General features: G+C 58.9%; 20 protein-coding genes. 14 read left to right on the forward strand and 6 right to left on the reverse strand.

Going from position 1 to position 22,169, the window contains the following annotated elements; genetic code table 11:
- Nucleotides 1–54: 54 nt before the first annotated feature.
- From OHL21_RS09200 to OHL21_RS09210, 3 genes are all read right to left on the reverse strand, one after another.
- Nucleotides 55–2,409: a phosphoketolase family protein gene (locus OHL21_RS09200; RefSeq protein ID WP_263416966.1), complete on the reverse strand. Its 2,355-nt coding sequence runs from the start codon at nt 2,407–2,409 to the stop codon at nt 55–57.
- Nucleotides 2,410–2,548: 139 nt separating this feature from the next.
- Nucleotides 2,549–3,739, reverse strand: a complete 1,191-nt coding sequence (locus OHL21_RS09205; protein ID WP_263416967.1) for an acetate/propionate family kinase — start codon at nt 3,737–3,739, stop codon at nt 2,549–2,551.
- 13 nt (nt 3,740–3,752) lie between these two features.
- Entirely contained in the window at nt 3,753–4,886 is a 1,134-nt protein-coding gene (locus OHL21_RS09210; protein ID WP_263416968.1) for a mechanosensitive ion channel family protein, read from the reverse strand.
- Between the two features lie 386 nt (nt 4,887–5,272).
- On the opposite strand from OHL21_RS09210, the gene mnmG reads away from it, so the two are divergent.
- From mnmG to OHL21_RS09260, 10 genes are all read left to right on the forward strand, one after another.
- Nucleotides 5,273–7,186: a tRNA uridine-5-carboxymethylaminomethyl(34) synthesis enzyme MnmG gene (gene mnmG / locus OHL21_RS09215; protein WP_263416969.1), complete on the forward strand. Its 1,914-nt coding sequence runs from the start codon at nt 5,273–5,275 to the stop codon at nt 7,184–7,186.
- A gap of 82 nt (nt 7,187–7,268) precedes the next feature.
- On the forward strand, nt 7,269–8,654 hold the full coding sequence (gene dnaB / locus OHL21_RS09220; protein WP_263416970.1) for a replicative DNA helicase: 1,386 nt from the start codon (nt 7,269–7,271) through the stop codon (nt 8,652–8,654).
- A gap of 314 nt (nt 8,655–8,968) precedes the next feature.
- Entirely contained in the window at nt 8,969–9,292 is a 324-nt protein-coding gene (locus tag OHL21_RS24470) for a DpnI domain-containing protein (RefSeq protein WP_399257876.1), read from the forward strand.
- 281 nt (nt 9,293–9,573) lie between these two features.
- A complete protein-coding gene (locus tag OHL21_RS09230) occupies nt 9,574–9,951 on the forward strand; it encodes a VOC family protein (protein WP_263416972.1) in 378 nt (125 codons plus the stop codon).
- A gap of 32 nt (nt 9,952–9,983) precedes the next feature.
- Nucleotides 9,984–10,682, forward strand: a complete 699-nt coding sequence (locus OHL21_RS09235; RefSeq protein WP_147646209.1) for a helix-turn-helix transcriptional regulator — start codon at nt 9,984–9,986, stop codon at nt 10,680–10,682.
- A 67-nt stretch (nt 10,683–10,749) separates the two neighbouring features.
- Nucleotides 10,750–11,919: an alanine racemase gene (gene alr / locus OHL21_RS09240; protein WP_263416973.1), complete on the forward strand. Its 1,170-nt coding sequence runs from the start codon at nt 10,750–10,752 to the stop codon at nt 11,917–11,919.
- Nucleotides 11,920–12,056: 137 nt separating this feature from the next.
- Complete coding sequence (locus OHL21_RS09245) at nt 12,057–13,223, forward strand: alpha/beta hydrolase family protein (protein WP_263416974.1); 1,167 nt, start codon at nt 12,057–12,059, stop codon at nt 13,221–13,223.
- Between the two features lie 739 nt (nt 13,224–13,962).
- The gene (locus OHL21_RS09250) at nt 13,963–15,237 is read left to right on the forward strand and encodes a serine hydroxymethyltransferase (RefSeq protein ID WP_263416975.1); all 1,275 of its coding nucleotides are present in this window, start codon (nt 13,963–13,965) and stop codon (nt 15,235–15,237) included.
- Nucleotides 15,238–15,659: 422 nt separating this feature from the next.
- Nucleotides 15,660–15,827: a hypothetical protein gene (locus OHL21_RS09255; protein WP_263416976.1), complete on the forward strand. Its 168-nt coding sequence runs from the start codon at nt 15,660–15,662 to the stop codon at nt 15,825–15,827.
- Nucleotides 15,824–16,810: an SPFH domain-containing protein gene (locus tag OHL21_RS09260; protein ID WP_263416977.1), complete on the forward strand. Its 987-nt coding sequence runs from the start codon at nt 15,824–15,826 to the stop codon at nt 16,808–16,810. The genes OHL21_RS09255 and OHL21_RS09260 overlap by 4 nt, the downstream gene beginning before the upstream one ends.
- A 249-nt stretch (nt 16,811–17,059) precedes the next feature.
- Here the strand turns inward: OHL21_RS09260 and OHL21_RS09265 are convergent, their stop codons facing one another.
- The gene (locus tag OHL21_RS09265; protein ID WP_263416978.1) at nt 17,060–17,194 is read right to left on the reverse strand and encodes a hypothetical protein; all 135 of its coding nucleotides are present in this window, start codon (nt 17,192–17,194) and stop codon (nt 17,060–17,062) included.
- Between the two features lie 93 nt (nt 17,195–17,287).
- Between OHL21_RS09265 and OHL21_RS09270 the strand changes: the two genes are divergently transcribed.
- Nucleotides 17,288–17,779 carry a hypothetical protein gene (locus OHL21_RS09270; RefSeq protein ID WP_263416979.1) on the forward strand — a complete coding sequence of 164 codons (492 nt, stop codon included), beginning with the start codon at nt 17,288–17,290 and terminating at the stop codon, nt 17,777–17,779.
- Between the two features lie 173 nt (nt 17,780–17,952).
- On the opposite strand, the gene dnaN is transcribed toward OHL21_RS09270, so the two are convergent.
- The gene (gene dnaN / locus OHL21_RS09275) at nt 17,953–19,131 is read right to left on the reverse strand and encodes a DNA polymerase III subunit beta (protein WP_263416980.1); all 1,179 of its coding nucleotides are present in this window, start codon (nt 19,129–19,131) and stop codon (nt 17,953–17,955) included.
- Nucleotides 19,132–19,460: 329 nt separating this feature from the next.
- A complete protein-coding gene (locus tag OHL21_RS09280; RefSeq protein ID WP_263416981.1) occupies nt 19,461–20,009 on the reverse strand; it encodes a glutathione peroxidase in 549 nt (182 codons plus the stop codon).
- A gap of 525 nt (nt 20,010–20,534) precedes the next feature.
- Here OHL21_RS09280 and OHL21_RS09285 point away from each other — a divergent pair.
- The 3 genes from OHL21_RS09285 to OHL21_RS09295 all read left to right on the forward strand — a co-directional run bounded on the left by OHL21_RS09285 (nt 20,535) and on the right by OHL21_RS09295 (nt 22,118).
- On the forward strand, nt 20,535–20,882 hold the full coding sequence (locus OHL21_RS09285) for a hypothetical protein (protein ID WP_263416982.1): 348 nt from the start codon (nt 20,535–20,537) through the stop codon (nt 20,880–20,882).
- Nucleotides 20,867–21,181 carry a hypothetical protein gene (locus tag OHL21_RS09290; RefSeq protein ID WP_263416983.1) on the forward strand — a complete coding sequence of 105 codons (315 nt, stop codon included), beginning with the start codon at nt 20,867–20,869 and terminating at the stop codon, nt 21,179–21,181. Before OHL21_RS09285 ends, OHL21_RS09290 begins: the two co-directional genes overlap by 16 nt.
- An 88-nt stretch (nt 21,182–21,269) precedes the next feature.
- A complete protein-coding gene (locus OHL21_RS09295; protein WP_263416984.1) occupies nt 21,270–22,118 on the forward strand; it encodes a PEGA domain-containing protein in 849 nt (282 codons plus the stop codon).
- Nucleotides 22,119–22,169 lie beyond the last annotated feature (51 nt).

A 22,169-nucleotide genomic window follows, 5' to 3' on the forward strand; every position in this document is an offset into this window, starting at 1 on the left:
ACTGCCGGTGCCATCTCCGCCACGATTCAACTATTCAACCTTTCAACCATTCAACTAATTGCTCCACTTCCAGTCCCTCACCTCCGGCATGTCCTCGCCGTGTTCCGCGACGTAGAGTTTATGCTCCTGCATCTTTTCGCTGTGGAGCTGGCGGACGCGATCGTACTCAGCCGGTAACGCGTACCGTACGCAGTCGAGCGCAAGTGAGAAGCGGTCGATCTGGTTGAGCACTGTCATGTCGAACGGTGTTGTCGTCGTGCCTTCGCCGCGGAAGCCGTGCACGTGGAAGCTGGCGTGGTTACGGCGCTTGTAAGTGAGCTTGTGCACCACGGTTGGATAGCCGTGGAAGGCCATGACGACCGGGCTTTCCTGATCGAAGATCCGTTCGAAGTTCTCGTCGTCGATGCCGTGCGGATGCTCTCCTGGGGTCTCCAGCGTGAAGAGATCGACGATGTTGACAAACCGGATCTTTAGCCCCGGCGCCCACTGCCGCAGCACCGTCACCGCGGCCAGGGCCTCCATGGTAGGAACATCGCCGGCGCAGGCGAGAGTAACGTCGGGCTTGTCCTGCGGCGCGCAGGTAGACGCCCACGCCCAGATACCCAGGCCTTCGGTGCAGTGGCGCACTGCATCGTCCATACTGAGATAGGTGTGTGCCGGCTGCTTGCCCGCGATGATGAGGTTGATGTAGTTGCGCGAGCGCAGGCAATGGTCTCCGACAGAGAGCAGGCAGTTGGCATCGGGTGGGAAGTAGATGCGCGTCACCTCGCTCTGCTTGTTGGCCACGTGGTCGATAAAGCCGGGATCCTGGTGTGAGAAGCCGTTGTGGTCCTGCCGCCAGACATGCGAACTAAGCAGATAGGTCAGCGAAGCGATGGGCTTACGCCAGGGCAGTTCTTTGCAGGCCTTCAGCCACTTGGCATGCTGGTTGAACATCGAGTCGATGATGTGAATGAAGGCCTCGTAGCAGGAGAAGAAGCCGTGGCGGCCGGTCAGCAGATAGCCTTCGAGCCAGCCCTGGCAGAGGTTCTCTGACAGCACTTCGAGCACGCGGCCATCGGCTGCGAGGTTCTCATCGACGGGAAGCACCTCGCCCTCCCACTGCTTGGGTGTGGCCTGGTAGATGTCCTGCAGGCGATTGGAGGCCGTCTCGTCGGGGCCGAAGATGCGGAAGTTACGATTGCCGGCGTTGTAGCGGATAACGTCGCGGAGGTAGTCGCCGAAGATCTTGGTGGCCGAGACCTCTTCCGCATCGCAAGGCACACTGCACTTGACGGCGTAATCGCGGAAGTCCGGCAACACCAGCGGTTTCAATAGCTCGCCGCCGTTGGCGCTGGGATTCACCGACATACGCAGGTCACCCTTGGGAGCAAGATCGAGCAGCGATGCTACCGGGCAGCCGTGATCGTCGAAGAGCTCTTCCGGCTTATAGCTGCGCAGCCATTCCTCCAGCAGCTTGAGATGCTCGGGATTGGAGCGTACCTCGTCGAGTGGTACCTGATGTGAACGCCACGTGCCTTCCACCTGTTTGCCATCCACCATATGCGGCGACGTCCAGCCCTTGGGCGAGCGGAGAATGAGCATCGGCCACGCGGGCCGGTGCGGCGGATTCTGTCCTGCGGCCTCGGCGCGGATTGTGGCGATGTCATCGAAGATGCGATCGAGTGTCTCGGCCATCTGCTGGTGCATCACTTCAGGATCATCGCCTTCGACCGTATAGGGCGTGTAGCCGTAGCCACGGAAGAGCTGTTCCAGCTCCTCCTGCGGAATGCGCGCCAGCAGCGTGGGATTGGCGATCTTGTAGCCGTTGAGGTGCAGGATCGGCAGCACGGTGCCGTCCGTGACAGGATTCAGGAACTTATTCGAGTGCCACGAGGTCGCGAGCGTACCCGTCTCTGCCTCGCCGTCACCGACGATGCAGGAAACGATGAGCTTGGGATTGTCGAAGGCGGCGCCATAGGCATGCACCAGCGAGTAGCCAAGTTCGCCGCCCTCATTGATGGAGCCTGGAACATTGGCGGCGCAGTGGCTGGGAATCCCGTAGGGCCATGAGAACTGCTTGAAGAAGAGTTTGAGTCCGTCGGCATCCTGCTGGATGTTGGGATAGGTCTCCGAGTAGCTGCCTTCAAGGAAAGTGTTGGCAAGAATGCCGGGAGCTCCATGACCTGGACCCGTAATCAGCAGCGTGCTGAGCCGGCGCGCCTTGATGATGCGATTGAGGTGCACGTAGATGAAGTTGAGGCCGGGTGTCGTGCCGAAGTGGCCAAGCAGACGCGGCTTGATGTCGTCGACCGTGAGCGGACGGCGCAACAGAGGATTGTCGCGTAGATAGATCTGTCCGACGGAAAGATAGTTCGCAGCGCGCCAGTATGCATGAATACCGGCGATTTCCTCAACGGTGAGCGGCATCGCGTGTCTCCGTGGTTAAGGGTTGGCTACAGCGTTTTTCCTGGAGGTGTAGCGTCGGGTTTCGGCATCTATGGGCGTTTCCGCAATGAAAACGCCGCTGCACTCCTCCTCCGGGAACCCAGCAACAGGGAAAATGCTCCTACTGGAGGGCCTGTGTGCACTCGTGTGCAAGCTGCAGGCCTTCGTCTGCGTGAATCACCCATACGGCGAGTTTTGATGCCGGCGAGGAGAGCAAAGTGTCGCCCGCCATGACATTTGTATTGCGGGCATGGTCGACGTCGACGCCCCAGCCTCGGAGACCTTCAAGAATGGGGCCTCGTATTTCAGGAGTATTCTCCCCGATGCCTCCGCCGAATACGATGGCGCGGGCATCGCCCAGCACGGCAAGATAGGCGCCCATGGTGGCGCGGACGCGGTACCCGTACATTGCCATGGCCAGCAGCGAACGGTCGTCTGTCTTCTTGCGCAGGATGCGGGTGTCGAGCGACTGGCCGGAGATGGCGAGCAGACCCGACTTCTTCTCCAGCATTTGCAACGCATCCTGTGCAGAAAGGTTTTCGTGCTGCATGAGATAGGGCAGGATTGCAGGATCGATGGAGCCGGACCGTGTACCCATCATCAGGCCTTCTAACGGCGTAAAGCCCATCGAAGTCTCGACCGACTTCCCCTCGCGGATAGCGCAGATCGACGAACCGCTCTCAAGATGACTGGTCACGATGTTTGCCTGCTTGACCGGCGTATTACTCAACAAGCAGAACTGCTCCAACTGATAGCGATGGGAGAGGCCGTGAAAGCCATACTTGCGGATGCCGTGGCGATTGGCGACATCGTAATCGATCGCGTAACGCCATGCGATCTCGGGCAGAGTGTGATGAAAAGCTGTATCGAAGGTGCAGGCAATGGGCAACGCGCTGCCATGCTGCTGCAGCGCACGAATCACTTTGACCGACTTGGGATTGTGCAGCGGAGCGAGCTCGGAGCGTGCCTCGATCTTGCGGATCACCTCATCGTCGACGCCCACAGCGGCGTTGAAGTCGTTGCCACCGTGTACGACGCGGACACCCGCGAGATCAGGTTTCGGGAGATCGAGCTTGTCCAGGGCATTGAGCGACGCTGTGGTCATGGCGTCAAAGTCGCCCGCAGGCAAAGGCTCAGAGTGCAGTGCCTGATCGCCCTGCGTGATCTCGAGCGTGGTGTCTTTACCGACGTTGTCGATGTCGCCAGTGAGCAGACGCTTGCCTGCGGAGGCGCGCGGCTGATTCGCGGTGGTCTCGATGAGATCGAACTTCAGCGAGTTGCTGCCCGGGTTGAAACACAGGACGAGGGGCATGGCGACTTCAAGCTTACGAGGCTTTCTGGATCGGTGTTGTAAATTTCTCGACGGTTTCGCTCTGTGAGCGGTCTGGATCGGGCAGGGAGGCGAAGCGTGTGCGGGGGAAATATTGCGGGTAGCTTTCGCGGATGAATTCCATCATCTTTTCGCGGATGATGCAGCGGAGATCGAAGTTGTCACCTGCATTGCGGTTGCTGACCAGGCAGCGAATCTCCATGGTGTGTTCCTTGATGTCGGTGACCTGTAAGCCGCAGACCTTGCCATCCCACAGCGGTGAGGCCTGGCAGATCTCCAGTAGTTTTTTGCGGAGCGGCTCTACAGGAATGGCGTAGTCGACGTAGAGGAACGCTGTACCGAGGATGTCGGAAGACTGGCGCGTCCAATTCTGGAAACTGTTCTCAATGAAGTAACTCAGCGGCACGATCAGGCGGCGGAGATCCCAGATTCTGACGACGACGTAGGACGAGGTGATCTCTTCGATTTTTCCCCACTCGCCCTGAACAATAACAACATCGTCGATGCGGATGGGTTCAGTCAGTGCGATCTGCAGGCCGGCGAGGAAGTTGGAGGCAGTGGATTTAGCCGCCGTGGCAAGGATGAGAGACGCGACACCGGCAGAGGCGAGAAGGCCGGTACCCGCCTTCCAGAGGCGATCATCGTGGAAGGTCCACAGGCAACCTGCAACCGTGACGATGACGATCATCGAGATGACGAAGCGGCGAAAGAGGCTGAATTGGGTATGAACGCGCCGCGCCTGGATGTTGTCTGTCGAGGAGAGGTCGTAGCGGCGAAGAAAGATGTTCTGCACCACATAAACGACACCGGTGGCGAACCATCCGAGAGAAAGGACGAAGAGGATGGCCAGTGCCTGGCGCACATCGTTGTGGTAACGGGCAGGAATCGGCAGACCCGGCTCAACCAGAAAGAAGCAGGTAAGAACGAAGATGGCCCGCGCGGGACGTGCAAGGTAGCGCTGCAGGCCAAATCCCAGCCCCCTGCTCTCAGGGGTTCCGTCCTTGTCCTGCTTGCGACGGAGAACGCGGAAGATGATCCAGTGAAAGATGTTGGAGAAGACCAGAGCTGCGCAGAAGAGAAAGAGGGCAAAGAACCAGCCATGCCAGACATGGAGGATTTTGGTGAACATGCCGAAAAGTGGTCTCCCAGGTTGGCGGTGGCCGGTGGCCGTCTTGGTGAGATGACGGAGCGCGAGAGGGAGGTTGCAAGGGTGTGGGAGAGCGTTTCTACGAGACGTTTTTTAATGAGTTTGTATTGTCAACCGGTTCGCGCACGGCGCGAATGCCCACATCTGCTTGCACCCCAAACGAACGTAGTTCGTCGGGGACCCCGCGGCGTAGATATGGGGCACCCGGGATTGGGGACCGAAAAGTGGGTGGAAAAGCAGATTCTCCGCTCCCGTTGGTCGCTACGAAATGACAAACAGAAAAGGCAGTTCGCGCGCACCCGGGTCTTGGGCCACATTATTCTCGCGAATCCCCTTAAAATAGAAGAGAGAGAGATTCCGGCAGATCAATGGCGTTCACAGAACAGTTCGATGTACTGGTGGTGGGGGCAGGGCACGCCGGCTGCGAAGCCGCGATGGCTGCCGCACGTATGGGCCTGCGCACCGCCCTGTTCACGCTGAACCTCGACCTGGTTGCACAGATGAGCTGCAACCCAGCCATCGGCGGCATCGCCAAAGGACATCTCGTCCGCGAGGTTGACGCCCTGGGCGGCGTCATGGGGGAGGTTGCCGATGCCGTCGGCATCCAGTTCCGCCTGCTGAATACCTCGCGTGGCCCGGCCGTGTGGTCGCCGCGGGCTCAGTGCGACAAGGCGCTATATCGCGTGAAGATGCGCGAGGTGCTGGAAGGCCAGCCGAACCTGTTCATTAAGCAGGCTGAGGTGGTCGACGTTGTGCTGGAAGATACCGCCGACGGCTCCCGCCGCATCACCGGCATCCGGCTGCGCGACAGCCGCGTTGTGCATGCCGGCGCGGTCGTGATCACCACTGGAACCTTCCTGAACGGGCTGATCCACTGTGGCGAAGAGCGTTACACCGCCGGCCGCTCCGGCGAACCTGCCTCCGTTTTGCTGGGCGAGTCGCTGAAGCGCCTGGGCCTGCGTGAGTGCCGCCTGAAGACGGGTACACCTCCGCGCCTGGACGGACGCACCATCGACTGGTCACGCTTTGAAGAGCAGCCCGGCGATGCGGACCCGACACCGTTCAGCTTCCGCACCAAAACCGTGCCGCAGCTCCGCCAGGTAAGCTGCCATATCGCCTACACCACGCCGGAGACGCTGGAGATCATCCGCCGGAACGTGCATCGGTCGGCGATGTACTCCGGCCAGATCGAAGGCATTGGGCCACGCTACTGCCCGTCGATCGAGGACAAGATCGTCAAGTTCCCAGACAAGACACAGCACCAGTTCTTCCTGGAGCCCGAGGGCCTGAATACGCACGAGGTCTACATCAACGGCATGAGCACCAGCCTGCCCATGGAAGTGCAGGCCGCGATGGTCCACTCCATACCGGGGCTGGAGAGGGCCGAGATGCTGCGGCCGGGCTATGCCATCGAGTACGACGCCATCGACCCGACCGAGCTGGACCGTTCGCTGAAGGTGAAGTCGATTGACGGTCTGTATCTTGCCGGCCAGATCAACGGCACCTCGGGGTACGAGGAGGCTGCCTGCCAGGGCCTGATGGCCGGCATCAACGCTGCGCTCAGCGTGAAAGGCGAAGCACCGTTCTGGCTGGATCGCGCCGACGGATATACCGGTATCCTGATCGACGACTTGATCTCGAAGGGCACCAATGAGCCCTACCGTATGTTCACCTCGCGGGCGGAGTTCCGGCTGCACCTGCGCATCGACAACGCTGACCGCCGCCTCACCCCCAAGGGACGCACCCTGGGCCTGATCAGCGACGCGGCCTGGACCGACTACGAGGCCAAGCAGGCACGCATGGTCGCCCTGGAAAAGCTGCTGGCAACCGAACGTCTCCGCGAAGGCGAGAACAAGAGACAGACACTGGCGCAGCTTCTGAAGCGGCCTGAGGTCACCATCGATCAGCTTCTAGCGCTCTTTCAGGACAAGCTACGGGAGGATGCCCGCTTCGCGGAGATGACCGCCGGCCTGCAGGGCGAGACCCTACCGTCGTGGGTGCGCAACGAGCTGAAGTCAGTGGAGACGGAGATCAAGTTCTCGGGCTATCTCGACCAGCAGCGCCGCAATATCGAGAAGCTGAAGAAGGCGGAGGAGCGGTCGATCCCCGAATGGTTCGACTACACCCAGATCAGCGGCCTCTCGCGCGAGATGAAGGAGAAGCTGAGCCGTGTACGCCCGGCGACCATCGGCCAGGCCAGCCGGATTCCGGGAGTAACCCCGGCCGCGGTGAGCCTGATCAATATTTACATCGAGATACAGGGCCGCCAGCAGGCGGTCTAGAAAATTCGGGAATATCCGCGATTACTCCCGAATTTCCACGCACATCCACGCCCAAAAGCGGGGGTAGAGTTAAGGAACTTAGATGGCCTCCTATCTTCAGATTCTTGAGCAGCAAGGCGCACCCGCAGCGCTGCATGCGGAAAATACGATCCTTGGCGCCATGCTCACGGACTCGCTGGCAATTACCGATGCCACGGCGAGGCTGAAGATCGATGACTTCTCGCTGGACTCGCATCGCCGTATCTATGGCGCGATGCTGGAGATGATCGAAGCCGGTCATGCCATCGACATCGTTACCGTCTCCGACAACCTGGCTCGCAAGAAGGAGCTGGAGGGGATCGGCGGCATTCCGTATCTCTCGTTCCTGACCGAGGGCATTCCGCGGAACCCGAACATTGAGGATTACGTTCGGATCGTCAAGGACAAGAGCCTGCTGCGCCAGCTGATGAGCGTGTGCAACGACGGCCTGCTGGCCTCGGCGGATCAGTCCGAGCTTGCCATCGATGTGCTGTCACGTGTGGAAGGCCGCATTCTGGAGATCGCCGAAGGAGCCATCCAGAAGAGCTTCTCTTCGATCGGCGAGATCGTGGCCGAGAGCTTCGGCACCATCGATGCTCTGTACGAACAGGGCCGTGAGATTACCGGCCTGCGCACGCACTATGCCGAGTTCGACCGCATGACCAGCGGCCTGCAGCATTCGGAGCTTACGATTATCGCCGCCCGTCCCTCGATGGGTAAGACAGCCTGGGCCATCAACATCGCACAGAACTCGGCGGTGCGCGACGGCAAGGTGGTCGCGGTCTTCTCGCTCGAAATGAGCAAGGAGTCACTGCTTCGCCGTATGTTGGCCAGCGAAGCGCTGGTCAACTCGAAGAAGATTCAGACCGGCTTTCTTCCTCGTGAAGACAAGCAGAAGCTCGTGAGCGCGCTGGATCGTTTGATGTCATCGAAGCTCTATGTGGATGACACTCCCGGCATCACGCTCGCCGAGATGCGCGCGAAGGCTCGCCGTCTGAAGCAGCAGGAAGGCGCGCTGGATTTGATTGTGATTGACTACCTGCAGCTCATGACAGGCTCTGCCGGACCGGGCAAGAAGGGCTTCGAGAGCCGTACGCAGGAGGTCTCGTCGATCTCGCGTGGTCTCAAAGCCCTCGCGAAAGAGATGAAGGTGCCGGTGATCGCACTCTCGCAGCTCTCACGTGCCAGTGAACAGCGCGGCGGCGAGAAGAAGCCGATGCTGAGCGATCTGCGTGAGTCGGGATCGATCGAGCAGGACGCCGATGTCGTCTGCTTCATTCACCGCGAAGAGTACTACGACCGCGAGAACGAAGACCTGAAGGGCAAGGCCGAGATCATCATCGCCAAGCAGCGTAACGGCCCGACGGGCAGCGTGCATATGGCGTATCTCAGCGACTACACACGCTTCGAGAATCTGGAGACCGCACACTCGGGTGGAGCGGAGTACTAGAGACTCCAGTCTCAGTCGAGATGAGGCGCTACACCGTTGCCCCATTCTTCGTTGAAAACGAAGGGTGGGTATCGAGCGAAGCGAAATCGTCTTTCTTATTTGTCATTTCGTAGCGACCTACGAGAGCGGAGAAATCTGCTTCTCTACAGATACATCTTCATAAAGACGGTCGCGCGAAGTGTGATACACCACCCCTTCGCTACGCAAAGGGGTGGGCAACGAGTGCCGTGGCTGCTTTGCGGTATTAGATTATCCGTAGGGCACGAGAAAACGAGCTTTATCTCGCACAAGCCTTTCAGTAGACTTTGGATTCCGTGAATCCGACGCAAAAAATCTACATTAACAAATCACAGATTGCGCGCGTTACGACTGAATCATGGATCGCCACGAATCAGTTTTGTCTCGCTTGCGACAACGACCATCTCATTGCCACCAAGGCCAACACTCAAGCTCGGGATTTCGAATGTTCTTTTTGTGGGCATGCATATGAGTTAAAGAGTTCATCTAAACCCTTCGGTAAACGGGTAGTCGATGGTGCATACGCATCTATGATGCGGCGCATCCAGAGCGGAAGCATTGCGAGTTTTCTCCTCATGGAATACTCGCTACCATGGAGCGTCAGAAGCGTTGTTGGATGACATCCTTCGTAATTAAGGAATGATGAATCAGGGTCAAGCCTCAATTGGGCTATCTCGTCAATTGGACGATCAGGATTTCTCGTATGCCGCGCGGCGTCTTCCCTCTCCTTTATGGCCGCCGCACGTAATTGAGTTGATTTCTCCATAAGACGATCGTCGGGAAAGTCTGTCAGGCCGCCATAAAACCAGATCATCAACAAAATCCTGAAAACCTACTGACAGGATGCTGTCAGTAGCACGTCAGTACGCTGTCTCTTGTAATCGACAAGGAGACCGAGCGTATGAGTGAACGACCGCAGTCCGCTGCCACGTGGTTTGAGATTCCCACCCTTTCCATTGAACGTGCACAGGCCTTTTATGAGCAGGTGCTGGAGATGAACATGCAATCGTTCCCCGATGAGAACCCGATGGTGGTCTTTCCCAAGGATCCTGCCGGTACCGGCGGTGCGCTGGTGCAGCGCGAGTTCCAGAAGCCGTGCGATTCCGGCACGGTCGTCTATCTGAGCTGCAAGGGCGATCTTGCTCCGGTTCTGGAGCGGGTGAAGGCCAAGGGCGGCTCCATTCTGATTCCGAAGACCGAGATTACCGGCGGCTTTGGCTTCTTCGCCTGTATCCGCGATACCGAGGGCAACACCGTCGGCCTGCACTCCACTGAGTAACCACGCCCTCACGACGGGATACTATTGCTGCCATGCGCCGTGCCGACCGGCTCTTCCGTATCGTTCAAGTCCTGCGCGCCGGCCGTTTGCTGACGGCGCGCGATCTCGCCCGCAAGCTGGAGGTGAGCGAACGCACTGTCTATCGTGACGTACGCGACCTTCAGCTCTCAGGTATGCCGATTCTCGGCGAGGCAGGCGTAGGTTACACGCTACGCCGCGACATGGATCTTCCCCCGCTGATGTTCAATGCCAACGAATTGAGCGCGCTTGTCCTCGGGGCCCGGCTGGTGAAAGCCTGGGGCGGCGATGAGGCTGTCGCCGGAGCAGCCGATGCTCTGCGTAAGATCGAAGCGGTCCTGCCGCCGGAGATGCGGCAGCAGATCGATTCCGTGATGATGTATGCGCCCGGGTACCGGCTGCAGAAGACCGTGCGCACACTGATCGATCGCATCCACACGGCTTGCGTGGAGCAGCGCATCATCCGCTTCGATTACTGCCGCGAAGACGGGCAGTGGAGTCATAACCGTCGCGCTCGGCCGCTGGCGCTTTACTTCTGGGGTGGCGCCTGGACGGCCGCCACCTGGTGTGAGCTACGCAACGACTTCCGCCTCTTCCGCCTGGACCGCATGGAAAAGTTCGAGCTTCTGGACGAGCCCTTCACCCTGAAGAAGGGCCAGCGCCTCGAAGACTATCTGCGCCAGTTCGAGAAGCCGAAAAATGCGAATGGGTAGCCGCTAAGGTTCCTCATCTCGAAGATTCCACCGCAGCCGCCTCTAGCATAGAAGGTGGAAGAAGTAGATGCGCGCTGTTGAACCCAATCACGTACGGCCCGTGTGGGCCGAGATCTCAGCCTCGCGGCTGGCCACCAATTACCGTCACACCCGCGGAGCTGCGGGGATGGAGCTGCTCGCCGTCATCAAAGCAGATGGCTACGGCCACGGAGCGGAGCTGTGCGCCCCTGTCCTGGCCGGAGCAGGCGCGGCGTGGCTGGGTGTGACCTCGGTGGAAGAGGGAGTGCGCGTCAAGGCATCGCTGGGCATGCTGCCGAGCTTCCTGCAACCGCGTATCCTCATCATGTGCGGCGTGTGGAATGGCGAAGCCGCCGTCGCTGTCGAACATCGGCTTACGCCGGTGATCTGGGAGGAATACCAGCTCCGCCTGCTGGAAGATGCTGCCCGCGCGCGCGGCCTGGCGCCAAAAAGCTTTCCCGTTCATGTCGAAGTCGATACCGGCATGGCGCGCCAGGGTGTCACCAATCTGGCAGCCTTCGCTGCACTGATCGCCGAAGATTCTCCCCTGCGGATTGAGAGTGCAATGACACATCTGGGCTCGACCGAAGAGGCCGGCTCTCCGTTGAACCGGGAGCAGATGGATCGTTTTGCCGCGCAGGTAAAAGCGAGCAGCCTCCGGCTGGAGTGGATTCATGCCGGCAATACCTCGGGTGTCGACGCCGGACAGATTCTCGCTCAGATCAAAGAGATCGCTGCCGCCTGCGGCGCACAGCCGATGGCACGCTCCGGCCTCGCCCTCTATGGCTACGCTCTGGAACTGACCGGGGCCGCACCGCATGTACGGCAGATACTGCAACCGGTGATGGCCTGGAAGACACGCATTCTGAGCCTGCGCGATGTTCCCGCGGGAGCAACCGTGGGCTACAACGCCACCTTCACCGCGCCGGCGCCAATGCGGTTGGCATTGATCCCCGTTGGATATGCGGATGGACTGCGACGCGAGCTCTCCAATTGCGGCCGCGTGCTGCTGCGCGAGGCACATGCGCCGATCGTCGGGCGCGTCTCTATGGACCTGACCGTGATCGACGTTACCCACATCCCCGATGCTGCCATTGGCGATGAAGTCACACTGATCGGCGATGGAGTTCCAGTCGAAGAACAAGCCGCGATCGCAGGCACGATTCCGTACGAGATCCTGTGCGGCATTAGTGAACGGGTCATGAGGATCCTGGTGTGACCCGAAATGAATAATTGAATGATCGAATGATTGAATAATCCCACTTCATAGGCTGTTTCGCTGCTGTCCGCGAAAACCCATCATTCAATCATTCCATTCTTCAATCATTCAATTTCTACCCAGTAAACTAGAGGGGAATGTTTAGAAAGCTGTACGCAGACTGGATGTACGCGTGGGAGACGCGGCTCACCACGGCAGACACCAACCGCATTGTGCGGCCACTCGAATGGGGCTTTGACTGGCTGGCCGAATGGGGAACCCACGTGGAGGAAGATCCGCTTGGATCGATGAAGGCCATCAACGGTCACATCGTCGCCAACGCCGAAGAGTTCTTCAGCTATCAGACGCCAACCGACTTTCGTCTGGAGAAGCGCTATCCTCAGCTCTTTCCCACCAACGTGCGTCCGGAGACGCTGGCGAAGGATGCATTGTGGAAGGCCAATGCCGAAGAGGGCCTGATCGAAGAGGCCGAGTTCCTGCGCTTTACCTCTGCCGTGCGCACCAAGTATCCGGAGAACGACCAGGTGAACGCGCGGTGGTATCCGGCGCCGGAGCATCAGGATCCGAAACGGCCGAAGCAGGCGATCATCGTCATGCCACAGTGGAACGCCGACGCCTTCAGTCACAACGTTCTCTGCGATCTGTTCAATAAGTTCGGCGTGTCCGCGCTGCGGCTCTCAAAGCCGTATCACGACATTCGCAGGCCGGCAGAGCTGGAACGCTCAGACTACGCCGTAAGCTCGAACATCGGCCGCACGATCGAGGCGGTGCGGCAGGCTGTCGTGGATGTGCGGAGCTGCATCGACTGGCTGCAGTCGCAGGGATACACGCACTTTGGCGTATTGGGAACGAGCCTGGGGTCGGAGTATGCATTTCTCTCCGCCGCCTTCGATGAGCGGTTGAAGGTCTGCGCCTTCAACCACGCGTCGACCAGCTTCGGAGATGTCGTGTGGCAGGGCCAGAGTACGCGTCATATTCGCGCTGCCTTTGAAGAAGCCGGCATGTCGCGCGAGGATGTCCGAGCCTGCTTTGAGGCGATTAGTCCGAAGAACTACATGGAGCAGTTTGCACGCGTGAAAGACCGGCAGACGCTGGTCGTCTATGCGACCTACGATCTGACTTTTCCCCTGGAGTTTTCACTGGAGGTGCTGCGCAGTTTTGAGCAGCTCGGGATTCCGCACACGCCTAAGGTGTTGCCTTGCGGACACTACGTAGTGGGTGAGAAACCATACGCATGGCTGGATGGCTGGTATCTCGGCACGTTCGTCCATCGAGCTTTCAAGCGTCTACGTGCAGCGGGTTAACCCGGGAAGCGAATTGTTCAGGCAGTCTTGTTGGTGTGGCGGTGCGCCCTGCCGAAGTGCGAAGCAAACAGGCAAGGGAGCACAACAACAGCAACCAAACTGCAACCTAAGATAAGGTCCATCATATCGGTCAACGTATCCATCGGCGTCCATCCCCCATTGCTTTAGCGCAATGGGTAAATTTTGTGATGCATTCTTCTTCGACCACGTCTATCTCGGTGTCCGAAAACGATACATAGTACGGCGCCAACACCATAGTGACGCAACACAGGGCTAGAAGGAAATCATGAATTTTGATGACCCCTCCGAAGTTGGATTCGCTTCCTCTTTTGGGAGGAGCGCGCGCTTCAGAATCGGACGGTATCGCCTGTGTGGGGGAGCGCGGTGTGACTTTGGTGGCAGCTCGCCTTTGCCGGCGCGAACGGTGCTGATTGAAAAATTGAATCAAGCTACTAATCAACTGCGGGCTCGCCCATACAGCGGGTGCCCCGGGTCCCTCGGGGACCTGGGTATCGCGCTTCGCGCGACCGTTTTCGTTCAGTAGCCAAGAGAGGTTTGCCTGGAATCCAAGTTTGACGCTTGGTTGAATAAAGGCCGGGTCCAGGTCCTAGAGGGACCTATCACCCCATCGAACAAGTTCGCGCGGGGACCCGGACTTGGGGCACCGGGTGCATAGGCTAGATCGGCCTAGGTCTGGGGTCTGAGCCGGGTATCTAGCGGCGCGGCATAGAATATTCCTATGCCGATCGACTTCAACGCATCACTCGCCGCCTCTGACCCCGAAATCGCAACGATGGTCGAAAAGGAGGTCATCCGCCAGCACGAAGGGCTGGAGATGATCGCCAGTGAGAACTTCGTCTCGCGCGCTGTGCTGGAGGCCGCCGGAACGGTCTTCACCAATAAGTATGCCGAGGGGTATCCGGCGAAGCGTTACTACGGTGGCTGTGAGTTCGCTGACGTTGTCGAGAATCTTGCGCGCGACCGCGCCAGGCAGATCTTCGGCGCCGATCACGCCAATGTGCAGCCGCATTCCGGCTCGCAGGCCAATGCCTCGGCTTACATGACCATCCTGCAGCCGGGCGACACTATCCTGGGCTTGGACCTGGCACACGGCGGCCACCTCACCCACGGTCACAAGCTGAACTTCTCCGGCAAGCTGTATCGCGTGGTCGGCTACCAGGTACGTAAAGACACCGAAACCCTGGACTACGACGAGCTCGAGGCCACCGCGCTGCGTGAGAAGCCGAAGGTCATCGTCGGCGGCGGATCGGCATATCCGCGCATCTTCGACTTCGCCCGCATGCGCGCGATCGCCGATAAGGTCGGCGCCTACTTCATGGTCGACATGGCCCACTTCGCCGGCCTGGTTGCCGGCGGCGTGCATCCTTCGCCGGTACCGCACGCGCACTTCGTCACGACCACCACCCACAAGACGCTGCGTGGACCGCGCGGCGGCATGGTGCTGTGCACGCAAGAGTTCGCACAAGGCCTTGACCGCTCCGTCTTCCCCGGCCAGCAGGGCGGGCCGCTGGTGCATATCGTCGCGGCCAAGGCAGTAGCATTCAAGGAAGCACTGCAGCCTGAGTTCAAGCTCTACGCTGCGCAGATCGTGGCCAACGCTAAAGCGTTGGCCGAGGCGCTGCAGGGTGAAGGTTTCCGCATCATCTCCGGCGGCACCGACACGCACTTGATGCTGGTCGACGTCTTCGCTAAGGGCATCCTGGGCAGCGAAGCCGAGAACGCCTTGGGCGCGGCCGGCATCACGGTGAACAAGAACGCGATTCCGTACGACACCAATCCTCCGCTGAAACCCTCGGGCATCCGCGTTGGCACACCGGCACTGACGACCCGCGGCATGAAGGAAGACGACATGCGCATCATCGCCAAGTGGATCGGCGAAGCTCTCGAATACCGCAACGATGCAGATAAGCTGGCAAAGATCAAAGGCCAGGTCGGGGAGCTGGCAGAGAAGTATCCGCTGTATGGGTTCTTACGCGAGCAGGCGCTCGCGTAAGAACCGTTGAATGGTGGAATTGTTGAATGGTTGAATAGTTTCTTGCTTGTTCAGAGAGGGTGCGTTTCGCTTAGGCGAGGCTCACCCTTTTCGCATTTAGAGCTGCGCTCACAAGATACTTCGCCATGGTCAACGACAAATAGTTGAGGCAAAGCAGCTGCCCAGCCACACCATTCAACTATTCAACGATTCCACCATTCAACAGAGTGCTACCAAGAAAGCCACCGGAAACCCAGAGCCAACAACCGACCACAGCTTCCCCAAAAGTAGAGGCTCTACGGATATTGTATCAAGTACGAACTAAACAGCAATAGCACTTCCGTCCAATGTTCGCCGACGCATTTCCGCTCTACGATTCTTAATCGCTGGATGGCCCGTAAGGATAAGGGGCCGGGCGACATGTGCGACGAATAACAATCCGTTTGCTGCTTTTCTTTCTGGTGGCCGTCCTCGGCTTTGAGTTGATGACCACCGCGTTCCACCTCCTCAACCTACCGAGCGATAAGGCCGTTTACGGCGGCATGGTGCTGCTCGTCTGCGATGCGGTGGTGGTGTTCTGTGCAACCTGGTTTCTCTGGAGGCGTTTATGACTATGTTTGGCAATTTGCTTCAAACCACCGGTCGCAGTAACAGTAGCGACGACGACCCAGGCAAACGCATGCTGCGTTTTGCCATGAAGTGGGGTGTTGTTATCGTCATCGCGATCATCGTGCTGAACCTGTTCTTCAGCTACATCGTCAGCGTTACGCGTATCGGCGCCGGCTATGAGGGCGTGGAGATCTCGCTTTCCGGTTCGCAGCGAGGAGCGCAGGAGATTCCAATCCGTACTGGATGGGTCTTCTACAGCCCGCTGAAATCGCAGATCGTGGAGTTCCCGACTTTTGTGCAGACGGTGAAGTGGACGCAGGATGCCCATGAGGGCTCGGCGACCAACGAACAGATGAGCTTCAACTCGAAAGAGGGAATGGAGATCTATGCGGACGTCTCGCTGAGCTACGCCATCGATCCGCCGCGCGTGCCTGACTTCTATGTGAAGTACCGGGTCAACGACCTGACGCGCTTCACACACGGCATTCTGCGCGATGTGGTGCGTAACTCGTTGAACGAAGTTGCCAGCACCTACACGGTGGAGGAGATCTATGGCGAACGCAAAGCCGAGTTTCTACACAAGGTGCAGGAACTCATTCAGCAGAAGATGGACCCTGTCGGCGTCGGCATTCAGCAGTTCGGCTTCATCGGTGCTCCGCCTGTCCCCAGCGTGATTGCTTCGGCCATCACCGCGAAGGCGCAGGCCATCCAGAGCGCCGAGCGTGCGCGTAACGAGCTTGCGGAGACGCAGGCCGAGGCCGCCAAGCAGATCGCCGCAGCCGAAGGTGAAGCAAAGTCAAGCGTGACGCGTGCCCAGGGCGAAGCGGAGGCCAACCGCATCCGCCAGACCTCAATCACGCCGCAGCTGCTGGAACTTCGCAAGCTGGAAAACCAGCGCGCCCTGATTGAACGCTGGAACGGCCAACTGCCCAGCGTGCAGACCGGCAATGGCCAGATGCTGATGGAGCTGCCCTGGGCGAGATAGTTGATTGGTTGAATTGTTGAATGGTTGAATAGTTTTCTTACTTGATTAGAAGGGGGTGGGTTTCGCTTATGCGATGCGCGCCCCTTTTGTCTTTTTCGCTCGAAGCAGCGGGCGGAGTCCTATGAGGGGCAAGGATGGAATGTAAGCCGTAGCTCACCATTCAACGATTCAACGATTCAAGGATTCAACCAAGGCCCCTGCACACGAGTCCTCTTGCACACTACGACTCGCTCGTGCGGTCCAAAAGACCTAGTACGTCTCGACCAGTTCTTCTTCGCGGACGGGTTCCGCGGGGCTGCTGTCTTCGAGGGCGGCGAGGACGTTGGCGTCAAACCAGGCGTCGTGCGCTTCCACTACGGCAGCAACTACGGATTGTGGATTCATTACCATGCTGGCAGCTTAGCCAAGCCTGCTCGCGGCTGGAAGTATCGTTCCGGATGCCCCCATTGACTCTCTTGGTGCGACAATCACAGCGGAATGCTTGCTTTTTTTGTCCTGGTTTCAGTGCTGTTGCTGGTGACGCTGATGCAGCCACAGGCCTATGCCCACAGCCGCAGGCGCAGCCAGATGCAGCAGTACGCACAACAGACCGGCGGCGACTTTCCCGACGAAGAGATTCCGCAGGACTTCCCCTTCTCCATGACCGATGACCTGAACTGGGGACATGGCCGCCACTGCATCTTCTGGCGACAGGGCCATAGCTACGTCATCGTTATGGATGTCGAAATTGGCTTTGGGAAGCAACGGCGGGATCTCACGTTGATGGCGGCGCGGCACGATGCCGCCACCGGAGTCATCTGGTCGATGCCGCGGGAGATCGAGATGCGTGCCGAGGATGGATGGGTAGTCCTGATGAAGCGCAGGCGCTATCTGAGTCTGTCGGCACTGCTGAGCACTGCTCAGATTGAAGAGTTGAGGAACTTGTTCCTGACTAGCGATTTATCGAGCGAAGCTCAATCCCGTCTCTGACAGGACTAAAGCAGATCCCTTTCGGGATAACAAAAAAGCGGTTCGCGCGTAGCGCGAATGCCCAGGTCCCCAAGGGACCCGGGGCACCCGGTTCTGTGGCTGCAAAGGGAACGACAAAGGCCCGGCTGATGCCGGGCCTTCGCGCGAAGCGCCTTTGCCTGGACGGCGAGTCCTCAGATGCGCATGGGCATGAGGATGTAGCGGTACTTGGAGTCTTCGCTGGAGTCTTCGGGGCGCATTTGGCCGGCGGACTGGGCGTCCTTGAACTCGAGGCGAACCTCGCCGGTGTTGCCGATGGCCTTGAGGAAGTCCAGCAGGTAGGCGGAGTTAAAGCCGACGACCAGCGGATCGTAGCTGTAGGGAGTCTCGATCGTGTCTTCCGATTCGCCGGAGTCGGTGGAGGAGGAGGAGATCTTCAGCTCGTTCTGCTCCATGCGAATCTTGATGGCGCCGGAGCGCTCGTCGGCGAACTGGGCGACACGCTGGATGGCTCCCATCAGGTCTTCGCTGCGGACGATAACGAACTTGTTGTTGTCGCGCGGCAGAACGGCCTCGTAGTTGGGGAACTGGCCGGTCAGCTTGCGGCTGGTCAGCACGCGGCCGCCGATCCGGAAGTAGAGGGTCTGGTCGTCGTCGGCGAACTCGAGGGTATCGTCTTCGGTATTTGCCAGCAGCGAGGAGAGTTCGCCCAGGCACTTGCGCGGAATGAGGGTCTTCTTCTCGCCGGAGACGCCGGAGATGGTCTCGCCGAAGCGCTCGATGTGCGCCAGGCGGTGACCGTCGGTGGCGACCATCGCCATGGACTCGGCCTTCAGGACCAGCAGCGCGCCGTTGAGGGTGTAGCGTGACTCCTCGTTGGAGATGGCGAAGATGGTCTTGGAGATCATGCTGCGCAGGGCAGCGACATTGATCTTCAGGGCGCCGGTCTCGGGAAACTCAGGAACTGCGGGGAAGTTGGCGCGGGCCATGCCAACCATCTTGGTATTGGAGCGGCCGGCGCGGATCTGCACCCAGTGGTTATCCATCAGCTTGATGCTGATCTCGCCCTCGGGCAGCAGCTTGATGTAGTCGTACAGCTTGCGCGCGGGCACGGTGCAGGCGCCGGGCTTCTTCACCTTGGCGGTGGTGGAGGTGCGCAGCGACTGATCGAGATCGGTGGCGGTAATGGTAAGGCGGTCGTCGTCAGCCTCGAAGAGGAAATTCGACAGAATGGGGATCGTCGTCTTACGTTCCACCACCGACTGTGCGGCCGTCAGCTCACGCAGCAGATCGCCGCGAGAGATAGAAATTTCGAGATTGCCGGAGGGAGCCGCGGATGCTGCAGCCTGAAGCGGAGTTGCGGTGGTCGTCATGGCAGAAGAGTCTCCCGATGGTGAAACCTTCACGTGCGTTTGGCAACAATGTACCAGTTCGTCAACACACGTGGAACAGCTTGATTGTAGCGAGGATTGTGCGCGGAGAGGAGTTGTGCAAAAAGGGAGTAAATGTTGAATGGTTGGATAGTTGAATGGTTGAATCGTGGCCTTTGCGCCGGGAGGCTCCTCTGACCCGTTTCGTCTCCCACCCGGGTGCACCCTCTAGGTTCCGGGCCTTCGATGCTTAGACCGCCGGGTGCCGCACCCTCGCAACGCTAGGGTGTTCGGGGACACAAATTCCCAACAAAACGATGGCTTCTCGCGCTCTATTTCTCCAGCTCTGCCTCAATCGCGGCGATCAGGGCCGGATCGTCGGGCGTTGTATCCGGAGCGAACCGGGCTACCGGCTCCCCGGTACGGCTGATGAGGAACTTTTCGAAGTTCCAGAGCAGCTCCGGCGGCTCGTTCGGCTCGGTGCCGTAATTCCGCAGGTCGGCGGCAAAATCGAACCCGGTGGTCGAGATTGCCTGCGGCAACGCCTTTGTAAGTTCCTGATAGAGCGGGTGTTTCCCTGGACCGGTGACGCCGATCTTGGCAAACATGGGGAAGCTGACGTCGTAAGTCAGCGAGCAGAACTTGGCAATCTCCTGGTTGGTGCCGGGCTCCTGCCCGCCGAAGTCGTTGGCGGGGAAGCCGAGAACCACCAGCCCGCGATCGTGAAAGCGCTCATACAGCGATTCCAGCCCGGAGTATTGCGGCGTCAAACCGCATTTAGAGGCGACGTTGACGATCAGCAATACCTTGCCGACGTACTCGGCCAGGGTGGTGGGCTGGTTCGTGATGGTCTCCAGCGGAATGGTCTGCAGATTTGCCATGTGATTTGGATGCTCTGGGGAGGAGTTAGAAGTTGCAAGTTAAAAGTTGAAGCCTCGCCAGTTGAGGGGGATCCTACTCCGGGAGCGCTGCTTGCCAAAATAGGGACAGATGGGCGAGGTTCTGCGAAAAGCTGAGCGCTGAGGGGGATTGCTAGAGCCGGGGCACAGGCAAAAAGCTACCCTCAGCGGCTGAAGCCGCTTTCTTCTCGGGTGCGGTGTGGGACGGCTGAAAGCCGTCCCCTTAAGCAGGGCATTCGCACCGACGGTGCGAACTGTTGCGCGCGGGCGCGCAATAAAGAAGTCGGTTTTGACGCTCATTTTTCGACGGCGGCCAAGTAGTTTCTTAGGCGGTTTTGCTTAAGGGCACGGCTTCCAGCCGTGCCGTACGAGGTGAGGCTCAGAGCGGCTTCAGCCGCTGAGGGCAACGCTTTTGGCGCAACAGGCTTCGCGGCTGATTTCGCATACTCCTTACCAGCAAGGAACCCTCGCGCGCCGCTCTTCGTAATCCACCGCATGGAGGACATCTTGAAACGGCTCCTCATCCTTGCAGCGCTGACGACACTCTGCGGAATCGCAGCGGCCCAAACCCCGCCACCTGAGCGAACTGTCATCGGTAACGTAGTCGTCTCACAGCACGACCCGGCGGTGCGGATCGCACTGCCGAAAGAGGCGGTCTATCTCGGCGCAGAACGCTTCGTACTCCACAGCATTGCCGACTGCGAGATTCACATCTTCGTCGAGGCCGATGCGCAGCGGGTGGTCAAGCGGCTGTACTGGATCCAGTTCGAGGGCTATCTGCCGAGCACTCCCGGCGCGGTCTACGGCTACAAGTTCGAGCGCACGCTGGAGCTGGGGGTATGCGCTTCGACGTAAGATCGCGCTTCGGTCGATCACAACCGGCAAAAGAGGGCAGCGATGCTGCCAAGGTACAGTCCATGCTGCACGCCCACGGATACAGCGAACCCGCAGGCATGATGAACGTCCGCCTGGTGCATCTGACCGACGAGACGAAACGGCGAGAGCTGATGGTGATCTACGCCGAGGATCTGAAGGAGACCGGATTTATCGCGGAAGATTTGATGCCCGGTGGACGTGGGAGTGCGCGATGGCCGGAGATTGAAAAAGAATTGATGGAGCGAGCAAAAGAGAACGTGCGATTCGCGAAGGAGTGAGCCCCTCCACATGATCGCTTGCTTCTGCTAAACAAACGCAGGTACTCTTCTCGTACTCCCCACATTGATAAGACGTAGGACTGTAGAGATGATTCGTTCTCTTTCTGCTGGAGCCCTTGTATGCGCTCTTTCGCTTGGTGACTCGCTTTACGCTCAACAAACACCCACTCCACAAACTCCACAAACCGCTGCTGCACCGGCCACGCAGGAAGAAACGCCACGTCCCGCCATCCCAAATACCCTCATGGATGGAGCAGAGATCAAGCTTCGTCTAGCCGAAACCATTTCATCTGCAGATGCTCACGTCGGACAAACCGTGCCATTCGAGGTGACAGAAGATGTTTCTGTACAGGGTGTGACAGTGATACCGAAAGGTTCTGCCGCACTGGCAACGGTCACCACCGCAGAACCGAAGAAGAGGATGGGCAGAGGCGGCAAACTCGATGTCAACATAGATAGCACGAGACTAGTGACGGGAGAAAAGGTACAGCTTCGCGCCGTCAAAAACACAAAGGGAGGCGGTCACGTTGGCGCGATGACAGGTGCAATGGTCGCGACAGGCATTGTGTTCTTCCCGGCTGCGCCATTGTTCCTTTTCATGCACGGTAAAGACATCACTATCCCAAAAGGTACCGAAATCAGTGCATTCGTCCAGGGAGATATGAAGCTGGATATGGCAAAGCTCAATCCAGCGAGTGCGCCATCTGCAAGTCCAATAGCACCCACCGTAGCGAGTTTAAACGTGGACGCATCTGTTTCGGGCGCAGACATCGAGATCGACGGTGAATTCGTGGGGAATACTCCTTCCGCCATCTCGGTAAAATCGGGTAGTCACACCATCGTTATCAAGAAAAAAGGGTATGCCGACTGGACGAGAAAGATGAATGTCAGCGGGTCTGGCGCCCGCGTGAGCGCGGAGCTTGAGCAGCAGAAATAACCTTTCTCCCAGCCTTCCGCTATAGCGGTGTATCGCAATATCCGGCAGAAC

Source organism: Terriglobus albidus (assembly GCF_025685425.1).
GTDB classification, from domain to species: domain Bacteria; phylum Acidobacteriota; class Terriglobia; order Terriglobales; family Acidobacteriaceae; genus Terriglobus; species Terriglobus albidus.